Annotated in this window: 7 protein-coding genes; 6 read left to right on the top strand and 1 reads right to left on the bottom strand. The window is 49.2% G+C overall.

Features of this window, described 5'->3' with window-relative positions:
• Window positions 1–224 precede the first annotated feature (224 nt).
• The 5 genes from ELAC_RS08475 (at window position 225) to ELAC_RS08455 (ending at window position 7,364) form a co-directional block, all read left to right on the top strand.
• On the top strand, window positions 225–1,265 hold the full coding sequence (locus tag ELAC_RS08475; protein ID WP_098038848.1) for a S49 family peptidase: 1,041 nt from the start codon (window positions 225–227) through the stop codon (window positions 1,263–1,265).
• Between the two features lie 132 nt (window positions 1,266–1,397).
• Window positions 1,398–4,043 (top strand): DNA polymerase I, encoded by a 2,646-nt coding sequence (polA, locus tag ELAC_RS08470; protein WP_098038847.1) that lies wholly within the window; start codon window positions 1,398–1,400, stop codon window positions 4,041–4,043.
• Window positions 4,037–4,639: a dephospho-CoA kinase gene (coaE, locus tag ELAC_RS08465; RefSeq protein ID WP_098038846.1), complete on the top strand. Its 603-nt coding sequence runs from the start codon at window positions 4,037–4,039 to the stop codon at window positions 4,637–4,639. Before polA ends, coaE begins: the two co-directional genes overlap by 7 nt.
• 255 nt (window positions 4,640–4,894) lie before the next feature.
• Entirely contained in the window at window positions 4,895–6,358 is a 1,464-nt protein-coding gene (gene rho, locus ELAC_RS08460) for a transcription termination factor Rho (protein ID WP_098038845.1), read from the top strand.
• A 175-nt stretch (window positions 6,359–6,533) separates the two neighbouring features.
• Window positions 6,534–7,364, top strand: coding sequence for a hypothetical protein (locus ELAC_RS08455; protein ID WP_098038844.1), 831 nt, complete (start codon window positions 6,534–6,536; stop codon window positions 7,362–7,364).
• A 51-nt stretch (window positions 7,365–7,415) separates the two neighbouring features.
• Here ELAC_RS08455 and ELAC_RS08450 read toward each other — a convergent pair whose 3' ends face one another.
• Entirely contained in the window at window positions 7,416–10,226 is a 2,811-nt protein-coding gene (locus ELAC_RS08450) for a hypothetical protein (RefSeq protein ID WP_098038843.1), read from the bottom strand.
• Between the two features lie 311 nt (window positions 10,227–10,537).
• Here ELAC_RS08450 and ELAC_RS08445 point away from each other — a divergent pair, with 311 nt between their 5' ends.
• Window positions 10,538–13,102: a hypothetical protein gene (locus tag ELAC_RS08445; RefSeq protein WP_098038842.1), complete on the top strand. Its 2,565-nt coding sequence runs from the start codon at window positions 10,538–10,540 to the stop codon at window positions 13,100–13,102.
• Window positions 13,103–13,280: the final 178 nt, after the last annotated feature.

Genomic DNA, 13,280 nt, shown 5'->3' with positions numbered 1-13,280 from the left:
CCCCCTCCATTTTTCTTGCAAATTTTATTTAAATAAGTGACAAAGGCAGCTAAACAGCCTTTGCCAGATCTGGCTTTATACCGAAAGCGTCTCAAAATCCCAAATTTTGAGACACTTTCGGTATAGAATCACTGAAGCAGCTCTCCATTCCCCGAAATCTTCGTGGTCAATGAATGACTTCATAAATCGGATGAAGCATAAGGCACTTAATTTGAGACATCATCATGCAGCACGGTATCATTCGCTCTTCATTTAGGGCACTTTTCTTAACCTTCTTTGGAACTTTAGGGCTTTTTGCAGCCTTCCTCTTTCTCGGTATTCTTTTCGGCCTAGCCTCCTCCAGCGAGAGCCAGGAAGTCGAAAAGAAATACTCGTTGGAAGTGGCTCCCAATGCCGATGGAGTGAGGAAAAACCTATCCCAGTCGTCGCCTGCCATCCTGGAAATTAAAATCGAGGGTGTCATCGGCACAAAATTGCTTAACAGCGATACCGTAAGACAGCTCCTGGTCGAGTCAAGAGAAGGCCTGCTGAAGAAAAATAGGGTAAAAGCGCTGCTCATCAACCTGAACACTCCCGGAGGCACGGTCAGCGACGCCGATTCGATATACCGGGCCATTTTAGCTTATAAAAAGCAGTACAATGTTCCCGTCTACGCCTATGTAGACGGTCTTTTAGCTTCAGGGGGAATGTACATAGCCAGCGCTTGCGATAAGGTGTATGCCTCCAACTCCAGCTTGATCGGCAGCATCGGAGTCATCGTCCCCACATTTTTCAACTTCTCCAAGCTGATCGATACGCTCGGCCTGCAGACAACTACACTCTATGCCGGTAAAGGCAAAGACGCCGGCGACCCCACAAGGGCCTGGACACCGGAAGAGTTCAACAACCTGAACGATATCGTTAAATTCTACTACGATCAATTTGTGGACATCGTCACCACCGCCCGTCCTAAAGTCAACAAAGAGGCCTTGGTAAAAGAATATGGCGCCGCCGTTTTTCCCGCTGCCAAAGCAGAAGCGATCGGCCTTGTGGATAACGGTAATGCCTCCCGGGATGAGGCCCTGAAAGATTTGCTGAAAACACTCTCGATCGAAGATGACTTCTATCAGGTGGTGCAAATGAAGGATGAAGGCTGGGTCAGTAAAATATTCAATAGCCAAAATCCGCTGTTTGAAGGTAGAATCGAGCATCAACTAAAGATTGCGGAAACCATGGATCCTTCTCTCGAAGGAAAGTTTTTATACCTGTGGCGCCCCGGGCAATAATTAACGTAAGTCTCATTACAGCAAAGCTCTCGGGATTGAATGTTCAAAGAGGAACTTAATAACAAGTTCACCGGAGAATACAGCAATCCCGTCATCTTATAGCTGAATTAATCCTCCATCCATCGGCTTAAAATGAAATCCCTTTTTATTATCGACGCTTCAGGCTATCTGCATAGAGCCTATCACGCCATCACCAGCATGACCAATGCTCAGGGAGAATCGACAAATGCCCTTTTCGGGTTTGTCCGGTCGCTCCTTAAGCTTTCCAACGATTTCAAACCGACCCATCTGGTCTGCGTCTTCGACGGCCCGGAAAGCACCAAGAAGCGGAAGGCGATCTATGGCGAATACAAAAGCCACAGGCCACCAATGGCTCCGGACCTTGCCTATCAAATCAACTGGGCGAAAGATTACTGCCAGCTGGCAGGCATCCCTTGGCTTTCGGTTCCCGAGGTAGAAGCGGACGATACCATCGGATCGGTGGCCCTTCTCGGCAAAGAAGATTTCGATCATATTTTTCTTTGTACAAGCGATAAAGACATGGCTCAGCTGGTCGATGAAAAAGTCAGGATTCTCAATACACACAAAGACAATCTGATCATCGATCCGGCAGGAGTGGAGACCCTCTTTGGCGTGCGGCCCGATCAAATCCTGGATTACTTAGCCTTGACCGGAGACGCATCGGATAACATTCCCGGAATCGAAGGATTCGGACCTAAAACGGCAGCATCTATCCTGAAAGAGTGGAATACTCTCGATAACGCCTTGCAACACGCCGGCGAGATCAAGGGCAAAAAAGGGGAAACGCTGAAAAACGAGGGAGAAAAAGCGCTTCTCAGCCGGCAGTTGGCGAAGATCGATACCGCTGTGGAAGTCCCCCGAGAGAGCGCTTTCTATCAGCTGCAGCCCCCTTCCCGTGAAAATCTACTCCAATTTTTAAACCAGATGGGCTTCCATTCCATGATCAAAGATCTTGGAGAAGAGAAAAAGACAAGCACTCCCGTCTCATACCATCTGGTGGACGATGAACCATCTGCCACGGACCTCATGAAAAACCTGAAGGCACACCAAGACGTTGCCTTCGATACGGAGACAACAAGCGAAAAACCTATGCTGGCCGAGCTTGTGGGAGTTGGTTTCGCTGTGCGTGAAGGCGAAGGGTATTACATTCCCCTCAACGGAAAACTGGGAAAAGAAAGGGCTCTTGCCATTCTTCGGGAAATTTTCTCCTGCAAAGACACCTCTTTCTTCGGCCATAACGCCAAGTATGACTGCATCGTACTTAAAAACCATGGCATTGAAGTCACCCCTGCCTTCGACACGATCCTCGCCTCCTACATACTAAACTCCAACGAACGCCTGCACTCCCTGGACACGCTTGCCGCTAAATATTTCGGTTTTACCAAAACAAAAACAAGCGAACTCCTCGGCAAAGGCAAGCAGGAAACGACGATGGACAAAGTGCCGATCGAACAAGTTTCCGCCTACTGCTGCGAGGATGTCGACTACACCTTCCGTTTAAAGAATCTCTTTGAAAAGGAGCTGGAAGAGAGGGGACTGAAAAAACTCTACTACGACCTCGAACTGGCCCTTCTCCCCGTACTTCAAGAAATGGAAATGCATGGCATCTTCCTGGACACGAAAAGACTTGCCTCCATCAAGGACAACGTCACAATAGCCCTTGATATGGTGAAAGAGGAAATCTTCCAGATGGCAGGCGAAGAGTTCAACCTCAACTCTCCCAAGCAACTCAGCGATATCCTCTTTAACAAACTGATGATCAGGCCCCCCAAGAAAACAGCGACAGGCTTTTCGACCAGCCAGGAGGTGCTTGAAGAGCTGAAAAACAACTATCCGATCGCCGAAAAGCTGATCGAATGGCGAGTTCTCGAGAAGATGCGCTCCACTTATATCGACACGCTTCCCCTCGAAGTCAATCCGCGAACACACAGGATCCACACCACCTTCAACCAATTTGTGGCAGCTACAGGAAGGCTTTCAAGCCAAGACCCCAACCTCCAAAACATTCCCGCAAGGCACCCCATAGGACTTCTCATCCGGGAGGCATTTCGTCCCGAAATGGACGGCTGGAGCTTTCTCTCGTCCGACTACTCGCAAATTGAGCTGCGCCTCCTGGCACACTTCAGTGAAGACAAAGCTCTGATAGAGGCCTTTTCAAAAGGGGAAGATATTCATGCGACAACCGCTGCCCATATTTTCGGAATTGCCCTGCCGTTCGTCACCAAGGAGATGAGGCAACTGGCCAAAGCCGTTAACTTTGGAATCCTCTACGGACAGGGTCCTTTCGGACTTGCACAGACCTTGAAAATCGATCTCAAACAGGCTAAATCCTTCATCGAGACCTACTTTGCCAGATTCCCGAAAGTCAAAGCGTATATTGAAGAGTGCAAGGAAGTCGCGCGCAAGAGCGGAAAAGCGGTGACCTTCACCGGAAGAGAGCGCGCCATCCCCGAAATTCACAATAAGAACATGCAAATTCGACAGATGGCCGAACGCCTCGCTGTCAACACACCGCTTCAGGGAGGCGCTGCCGATCTGATCAAAATGGCCATGCTGAAGATCGATGCCAGGCTTAAAAATGAGCGGTTTAAAGGCTACATGATCTTGCAGATCCACGATGAATTGATATTTGAAGCCCCTGAGGGGGAAATAGAGGCACTGAAGCCCTTGGTTAAAGAAGAGATGGAGAACGCTTATCAGTTTAAGGTTCCCCTCACTGTCAATTGCGAAGTTGGCAAAAATTGGAAAGAATGTTAAAATTAAAAAAAATAGCCATTACAGGTGGCATCTCCTGCGGTAAATCTGAATTTTGCCGTTACCTTGAGGAGTTCGGCGCCTACTATGTCAGCGCCGATAGCATAGTTCATCAAATTTTATCTCCCAACACCAGTTTAGGTCGTCAAGTAATTGATCTCTTAGGGGCTGAAGTCATTGACGGAGGCCGGATCGACCGAAAGAAGGTTGCTGAAAAAGTTTTCTCTACAGAAGGGCTTTTAGAAAAGCTTGAAAAAATTACTCATCCGGAAGTGTTTAAAGAGATAGAACACCAATACGAAAAAGCGTCTGCCGAAGGAAAAACCTCGCTTTTCGCGGCTGAAATTCCTCTCTTGTTCGAAGCAGGCGGAGAAAAGGCCTTCGATGCGACCATCGCCGTTGTTGCCCCTTTAGAAAAATGCCTGGAGCGCTACAGCCAGCTACCTGGAAAAGCGAACGATTTCGCCGAGCGCATGCGCCGGCAGCTTCCCCCTGAAGAGAAGGCCGAAAGGGCGGACATCGTGATTGAGAACAGCGGCACCAAAGACGAACTGAAGGAAAAAGCCCGGGAAGTCTACAACTTTCTGACACAGCAATAATATACCGAAAATGTCTCAAAATTTGGTTTCCGGCAAAGAGAAAGCTGTCCCGATTGAGACATTGCAAGTCGCCTGCTATTAGAAATATGAGGCAACTCGCAACGTCTCAATTCCGAGGCTTTGTCAAAGCCGTAAAGTCAAATTTTGAGGCACTTTCGGTATATCGAAATGAACAACCGCCTCTGTCTTTTTAAGATCCTCTCAAAAAGCCAGGGTACAAACGTGTAACAACATCAATAGGAGCTAAGATTATCAATGGATAATGAAGATACAATCCAGGAAGCTGTCGCACCTGAGGAGACTTCTCCCGAAGTCAAAGAAAAGGGACGCCAAAGGCCAGCTTCATCTTCATCGGCACACCCAAGAAGGCAGCAATCCCAACCCGCCTCGCCGCCCCAGCCGCAACAACAGCAGCAACAGCAGCAGCCAGCCCCCCAGCAGCCAGATCCCGCCGTTCCCCTAAAAACCACCAAAATCGCCGACATTCAGAGAATGAACATCGACGAACTGGCGCTTTTCGGAAAAAACATGGGCCTGCAGCATATCGGCTCTCTGACTAAATCCCAGATGGTTTTCGAGATTGTCAAGTGCATCTCTGAAAACCCGAATGAAGTACTTTACGGCGAAGGGGTCTTGGAAGTTCTCCCCGACGGATTCGGCTTCTTGCGCTCGCCCAACTACAACTACCTTCCCTCCGCGGAAGACATTTATGTTTCGCCCGCTCAAATCCGCCGTTTCGATTTAAGAAAAGGGGACACCATCTGCGGAACGATCCGTCCTCCCAAAGAAAAAGAGAAGTATTTCGCCCTTCTGAAAGTGGACAGGATCAACGGCGTCCTCCCCGACAAAGCCAAAGAGCGTATCCTGTTTGAAAACTTAACCCCGCTCTACCCGGACCAGCGCCTCGTCATGGAGACGGCAAAAGAGAATTTCTCGATGCGCGTCCTTGATCTGGCCGCCCCGATCGGTAAAGGCCAAAGGGCTCTTATCGTCGCTCCGCCAAGATCCGGTAAAACGATCATCATGCAAAACATCGCCAACGCGATCGCCTGCAAAAACCCGGAAGTGGTTCTGATTGTTCTTCTGATCGACGAACGTCCTGAAGAGGTGACTGACATGCAGAGGATGGTCAAAGGCGAGGTTATATCCTCGACTTTCGACGAACCTCCCGAAAGGCACGTCCAGGTGGCGGAAATGGCCATCGAAAAGGCGCGCAGGCTCGTAGAACACGGCAAAGACGTTGTAATTCTGCTTGACTCCATCACGAGACTGGCGAGGGCTTACAACACCATCCAGCCGCACTCCGGCAAGATCCTGACAGGCGGTATCGATGCCAACGCCCTTCACAAACCGAAACGCTTCTTCGGCGCCGCCCGTAACATCGAGCAAGGCGGCTCGCTGACCATTATCGCCACAGCGCTGATCGAAACCGGTTCGCGTATGGATGAGGTCATCTTCGAAGAGTTCAAAGGTACGGGCAACATGGAGCTCGTCTTAGACCGACGCCTGGCAGACAGACGTATCTGGCCGGCAATTGACCTGATCAAGAGCGGCACGCGTAAAGAGGAACTCCTCTACCATCCAAGCGAGTTGGAGAAGATCTACCTGCTACGCTCGGCTCTTGCGGACTTAGCCCCCGGCGACGCGATGAACCTCGTGCTCAGCAGGTTGAAGAAGACGAACAACAACATCGAATTCCTTCTCTCTGTCAAAGAGTAAGGAAGCTCAGGCTCAAAAGCCGCCCTCGAGGCGGCTTTTTTTTTGCCGAAATAGGATACCGGCTGTAAACTCAACATTTCGGGCCATGGAGCCACGGGTAAGTTGACGAAAACGCGCAGTAGACTGTATACCAAAAGTATCTCAAAATTCACTTCCAAACCTCCCTCGTCTGAACATGAAACAGAAAATCTACCTGGCTGCCGCAGCCTTCACTTTACTTGCCCTCTTTCTTTTGAGCGACAGGCTTGGAACCTTTTTTGAATCTCTTCAGATCTACGCGGAAGGAGGCCACAGGCAAGTCTTCGAACCGAAACTGTCTGCTGAGCAGATCATGAACCAAAAACGGGCGGAACTTCTGCAAAACAGCGCCCACACCTACCATAAAGCCTCCCTCATGCTGGCCCCTTATATACTCATGGAGACGAAGTTTGTCGATGACAACAACAGATCCCGGGAAGGCTGGCTTCTTTGGAGCGAAGTGGATGGAGAAATCGTTTTCGACACAGACAGCTGGCAGACAACGCACGGATATAGGGACGCTTTGCAAAGCGGCGCGGATGAAGGCGATTATCTCCTGATGCACGCCCTTGTCAAACGCAAAGGATCTGCCGCGCGCGAACTGCTGCGAAGGGATCTGAAGATGGAAAAAGACCCTTTCGACAAAAGGGTCAAGAGCGCCTCGAAAAAAAACCTGGTGGCTCTTTTTGGTGATACGGTAGGACTGCATGTGCACAATCCCAAAATTGCTTCTATGCCCCCCTCACGCGTCAGCCATCCCTTTGTGATGAGGGAAGTCGAGCTCTCCGCGTTAATTCCACGCACTTTCTCGGAAGCATCCATTCAAAAGGCTGCCAAAGCCTCATTCGGAAAGAACTTTACCATCCGCTCCAGCAAGGAGGTATTTTTGCCTCTTTGGAAAATCGAAGTCAAGAAGCCGGATGGATCGCTTTCCATCAGCTACTGGAACGCCGTCAACGGCAGCAAAGCTTCACTTTTTGATTTTTAAACAAGCCCTGGGACACTGATGAGTTGCCGGAACAAGAAACCCTTACAGCTCCTACTTTTTCGTTTTCGGTTTTGGAATTTTCAACTCCGCTAACTTATCTGACAGCTTATTTTCGATCAGGTCTTTGTTTTTGGAATCATTTAAGTTCGCGGCTGCTTTGCTGTGGTGCTTCATCACACTTTCCACCGTCTTTTGGGCCGCTTCAAAAAAGGCCGCGTACCTCTCCAGCTGGCGTGGATCTTCCAGGCCGGGATTTAGTCTCTTTTTCTCATCGCCGATGGAGGTGAAGTTGGTATTGGCAAAACCAAAGCTTGCCCGGGTTGTGAAAGGAAGCCCCTCCTGAAGAGCGAATTCCTTCAGCCGACTCTCAAAAGCCTCTGCGGCCTTTGGAAGCTTGGGAAATTTAATATCCAAAAATACAACCCGCTCATCTTCGATGCGGGAAATCTGCATCAGATTATGAGTGCCCTCTTGGTAGACGGCCTTTTCAGGGAGCATGGAGTAGAGCCTTTGGGTGTTTTCCATAATGCCCTGGCGGTATTTGTCGATCGAGTCCCCGCCATGGGTCTGCATATGGGTTAGCCCCTGGTAGTTAATATCGGTGAGCTGATCCTGCGGATCGTCCATTCTCGTGTTGAATTCACTGAATTTAACCGGGTCGTTGATGCAGACAGAAATTCCTCCGTAATAGTTGTCCATTCCCAGCATGTCGAATTTTTGGGCGCTTCGGACCAAAACGATGTTCAGCTTGCCGTCATCGACCATTTTTTTTATATCCGGGTCGGACAAAAACTGGCGCACATCATCGGCCTTTTCCAAGTTGATCGTCGTATCGATCATGATGGTACAGGGGTCGGCCAGCATCCCTTTTTGGGCCATCGCCTTAAGCTGGGCGGTGATGTTTTCTGGTTTGTAGTCGGTTCTGCTCATCGAAATGTTGTGGTGGAACTCACAAACAAAAAGATCGATCGGCAACTTGACATTCGCCCCGGCAAACGCCTGGTCGATTCCTCCCTTGTTAAACGCATCGCCGTCCAAAAAAGAGAGGCTATGTGCCTGAGAGCGATCCAGCATACCATAGTCTTTAGAATCGGCCGTTTCATAGTAGCAATCCTTCAAAGCGACGACATTGAGCTGGTTTGTCCCCTTTTGCCTTTCCACACCGGCAATAGCGCTTGCCATGGCGTGCATGGCAGAAGCCTTCAGATGCACATGCGGTTTATCGTAGCCCGCTGGAATCACAGCCCCTCTGCCTTTTGACAGCTTGTCCAAGACAGCTTTTTCTAAATCGCCCGGATGATAGGGTTCGACAATGGAGAGGATCATCTGTATTTCGTTATGCATAAGCTCAATCTGGTTGTTGAAAGCTATTTGATCATCTTTGCGCAAGATGGCCTCTCTTGCCGCATTGGCTACCCTAAAATAAGAGACCTGCAACAAGTCGCCAATCCCATTGTCTTTAAACACCTTGTCAATCCCTCCATCCGTCGGATGGATTTTAGCTAAGCCTTCTAGCAAAAGCATGGTTGCTTCGGGCATGACTTGAAGGTAGGGAGGCGCGTCTTGAGCTTTGCCAAGATCGCGAAACGATTGGAAAACGGGATTGGCGACAAAATCCCTGCAACTTTTGGCCACCTCAGGTATGCCGGTGCCACTTGTCGCCAACTCCGCCAAAAACAGGTTAGCGTTGTCCATGATCTCATGAAAGTCGGTGACGGCAAGCCACGCTTTTCTTGCCTGATCGGGCGATAGGACGAATCCGGCGCCCGTGATGAATCCCCGAAGTTGGCCAATGAATTCATTACGCTCCGTGTGCTTCTGACTGGTGACAAACCGCTTATGCTCGTCATTCTGGATGGTTCGGGGGTTATCGAGAAAGTGGGGGAGCAACATGACCGACTGCCCTTTGAACTCCGTCATGGCAACGACATACAATTGTTTCAGCATACCTTGAAGCTTTGTAATATCCACTTCGGGATTTTGCTTGGCAAAAGCGCTTACCTTCTCCAAAACGACCTTTTCAAGCTCTTGCGCTAAATCCTTGATCTCTTTTGGTTCTTTGGTTGCGGGAAAGATACCTGTGCAGTCAATCAAAAGTTTGTTGGCAGGGTAATTGCCATTTTTGGCATCAGCGAGCAGCTGATCGACCAGTCCTTTGAACTTAGCGGGAGAATCGATGGCAAGATCAAGGCCAGGATTGGAAAGGTGACGATTTAACACCTCCATCACCAAAGGGCTGTCAACCAGTCTGAAGTCCTGATCATTGAGGTCTAGCTCCATCGCTTCGGCATAGGCGCCGTGCAGGCGCGCCACCAAGGTGTTACCCGGTGAGCTTCGGTGGTATTCATTGTCGCGTTGCACAAAAGGGGAAGTCTGGATGCCTAGTGCCTCGGCATTCTCCTTACCGACCTTCGCCGCCTTGGCGTACCCTCGCATCAATCCCAGCTCAAGCTTCTCTTTCAGTGCCGGATCGGTCGCCTTTTCAATCGCTGCAAGGTGCATCGCCTGATTCAGATAAAAGTCACGATGAATAGCCTTAAACTGCTCCCGGCTTCCCTCTTTCGCGGTCCTTCCTTTCAACAACTTTTCGCCATCAAGGTATTTCTCTCCCGGTTTTAGCTGCGGAAGGGCTTCTGCAAAAGTGGCATGCGTCTTGGCACCGGTCGCTTTAGAACTAGCATCTTGCTGACTGACAGTTTTAGGAAGTTTTGTTTTGGAAGTGGAGGGGAGATGCCCTGTTTTGCTCCCGGTTTCACTCGATTTCCCCTTGTCTGCCGTCTTATCCGATTGCACACTGGGAGAGGCAGGACCGTGAATGGGAGTGGCGCTTGAGCCTAAAAAACCGGAAGGCAAATTATCCATAATTTCCCCCTCAGCAAACACCCGCGTTTTCCAGCGGAAAACAGAGGCACCTTTGACTGACAATTATTTAATCATAGAAAAAACTAAAATTATAAAATCGAGCTTTTTTATTTATTATATAACATTTTGTAATTTAAAATAACAACTAGGTAAATAGATTGCTAAAAACAATTGAAGAACAAAAAGTGGGGATATATAATAAACATTTCGGAACCCTTTCAGTGTTTTTTCTTAATATCAGAGACTGTTTTGGCTATTTGCCGATTGAAACTGACGACTGAGATCGGTTCTCTACGAAAAGGAGAATTTCGATGCTACCGATCCAAAACGGGCACTACCCCCCTTATCAAAAGCAAGAGGGCAGCGAGGGGAAAGAAGAGGAGAGCGTCTCCGAACGCTCCGGTCTTTCCGAAGAGGTAAGCTACCTGGACAATCACAAAATTTTGAAAGGAAGGGCGAAAGACTCCCCCATCCCCCCCCACTACTTTAACTGGTTTGTCAATCTCTCCATTTTCAGGCAGTACGCGGCACTGGCGGGTAAAGAAACGCAGGCCAAAATTGAATTGGCAGTTTTAAATGCCTACGGCAAAGCCGCTTCCCTTTCAAAAACAGATAGCGCTACTTTAGGCATTCAAAGCTCCCCGATTGTTCCCCAAGACTCAAGTTACCATCGCAGCGTCCGCAACCTCCTCTTATCGCGGGTGCATTTAGCCTACGAAGAAAAGATGGGCGTCCCGTTCTATGAATTTGTCCTGATCGATAGCCCCCTGATCGCCGAAGTGTTTGAGCGGCAATGGCCAGCGCCCGATGGGCTGAACCTGAAAATTGGCAGTAAGAGGCAGTTCGGGGAGCTGATCGATCATCTTTTGCTGAAGGCACAATCGGATAAATTTCCGGACCAAGATTCTAAAATTCTAATCGACATTTCGAGCTACTTGCACAAGACAGCGGATAAGATCAGCGACATGAGCGACATAGCCTTCGATTTCGAGCAGATAGTTTATGCCAAACTGAAGCGATTTGGCGAGAAATACCCCGACATTGAGCAGGCTGAGGTAGGAGATAAGCTGCTTGCTAAGCTGCAGCTCATTGCCTGGGTCAACTACGAAGGCGAGCATGTGCTGCTCATCCCCAAATTTGTTCAACCGCCGGAAAAGCGCGTCCCACAAGAAATCAAAGGCTTTCTGACAGAAAAAGTCCTGTCCCGGCACGGCTCCTTTTACGGCGATGTCAGGGAAATTCAAGCGTGCAGCGGTTTTGTTTTAAGTCCTGACAAAGCAAAACGCGCATGGCTTCGCATTTCAGACCTCGATGAGATCCTCGAAACTCTGGATTTGCCCAAAACCTTGCTTGCCACCAAAGGCCCATCGGTGCCCACAGTATGCAAAAGGTGGTCAGACTTTCTTAAAGAGCCCCTGATCGACAAATTCAGGGCGCTGCAAAACGAGGAGGCCCCCTATCTAAGGGTACTGCCTGAAGCGACCTTTAAGCTACTCGAAGGACTTGAGGCCGAAAAGATCGATAAGATATTTCGGGCCGAGGGGCTTGGAGACCTGCTCCAAATTTCCTATTTCCGTCTTTTCAATGCGATGCAAGAAGCGATTTTGCACAAAGACGACATCATCATCTTCAGTAACCAAATCGATCTGATTCATCAGGAAGTGCAGAGCCTGCTTGCGATAGCGGCGCCTCACGGCAAAAAAGAGTTCGCCAGCAGCACTTTTAACACACTGTGCTGGGGAGCTGACCCCATCATTCCCGCCGACTTAAATCCCAGGGCCCACCTGAAACCCTCGGCTATGCACTGCCTCGCAAGCGTCCTCTCCGGCATCGAAGAAGAAAAGAAAACAAACAAGCTCAAAGTCGCTGTGGCACAAGACTGCTACTACAACGAGGCAAAAAACCCACTCTCCTTCGCCAAGACACATGAAATCTTCGTACTGCCTGCGAATTTCGTAAACGAAAAAAGCTCCTCCCTGCAAGATATCGGGGCGCTCGATCTGTTTGTCACCGAATTTCACCATAATATCTTACATGATGTCCAAGACTACCAAAGGGTGGATGTCCTGGGCCAAGTCAAAAAACTGGTGCAAGACAAGCTTGTGGCAGAGCAATTTACCGTGGTGATCGATACGACGGTCGATCTGGAAAAATCACTGAATATCAAAAATTTCTTGGCGGATGATGCAATCAAAAACCTGATAGCAAACGGTCGGCTTAATGTGGTTTTCGTAAGAAGCGCGCAAAAGTTCGATATGCTCGGATTAGACAACTACTACGGAGGGATCGTCATCACGATCAACGATGGCGCCCATTTTAAACGGTTTAACAGAAGAATGGATCTGCCCGAGGATCAGGTGGAGGGCTTGAGTTATCAGGGTCTTACACATCTTCAGAAGTATAGCGGCTCGTCAAGAGACAGCTATCGGGAAGAGATCATGGAAAATACGCAAAAACTCTACCGGATGCTCCCGGAAAAGGCCATATTCCAGGAGGGGACAACGAATCCCATGCAGATCTCGGCAATAAACGATGAGCGCATTTTCTTTCTGGATATCAAATTTCCAGGCCACCCAAAAACCATGGCGGTCTTTCAAAAATTGTTTGTCCAATACGCTAAAGACAACAAGTTACCGCTCACCTCAAGACCAAGCTTCAGCTTCATCAACTCCAGCCTGACCGCGATGTCATCGCCCCACGGTGACAAGTTGAGACTGAATGTTGGAATGGAAAAGGTAACGGTTCTTAAAAGCTATGCGAAATTCTTCAAAAGGGTCCAGAAAGTCCTGACGCTGACGAAAAAGGAGCTGAAGCGGGGAAATACTGATGATCTTTTGGCGAGCCGCCTGCAGCAATTTGACACCCGCAGGCTCTGATCGGCCTGATTTACCGAAGTGTCTCTAAGCCCTCAAGAGGGCCGTGGCACTCTCTTGGAGGCGGTCCACAAACTGATATCGGATGATTTGGTGGCCCCTTAGGGTCATAACTCGTACAGAAGGTGTCTTAAAATTGGGGATTTTAAGACACTTTCGGGATTGACGGAGGACTGACTAC

The sequence above is a fragment of the Estrella lausannensis genome, from assembly GCF_900000175.1.
GTDB classification, from domain to species: Bacteria; Chlamydiota; Chlamydiia; order Chlamydiales; family Criblamydiaceae; genus Estrella; species Estrella lausannensis.
This window is presented reverse-complemented; position numbering and strand designations above follow the sequence as displayed.

Excerpts from the sequence above, each read along its gene's own strand:
- rho (WP_098038845.1), top strand. The coding sequence starts at position 4,895 with ATGGATAATGAAGATACAATCCAGGAAGCTGTCGCACCTGAGGAGACT.
- coaE (WP_098038846.1), top strand. The coding sequence starts at position 4,037 with ATGTTAAAATTAAAAAAAATAGCCATTACAGGTGGCATCTCCTGCGGT.
- ELAC_RS08445 (WP_098038842.1), top strand. The coding sequence starts at position 10,538 with ATGCTACCGATCCAAAACGGGCACTACCCCCCTTATCAAAAGCAAGAG.
- ELAC_RS08450 (WP_098038843.1), bottom strand. The coding sequence starts at position 10,226 with ATGGATAATTTGCCTTCCGGTTTTTTAGGCTCAAGCGCCACTCCCATT.
- ELAC_RS08455 (WP_098038844.1), top strand. The coding sequence starts at position 6,534 with ATGAAACAGAAAATCTACCTGGCTGCCGCAGCCTTCACTTTACTTGCC.
- polA (WP_098038847.1), top strand. The coding sequence starts at position 1,398 with ATGAAATCCCTTTTTATTATCGACGCTTCAGGCTATCTGCATAGAGCC.
- ELAC_RS08475 (WP_098038848.1), top strand. The coding sequence starts at position 225 with ATGCAGCACGGTATCATTCGCTCTTCATTTAGGGCACTTTTCTTAACC.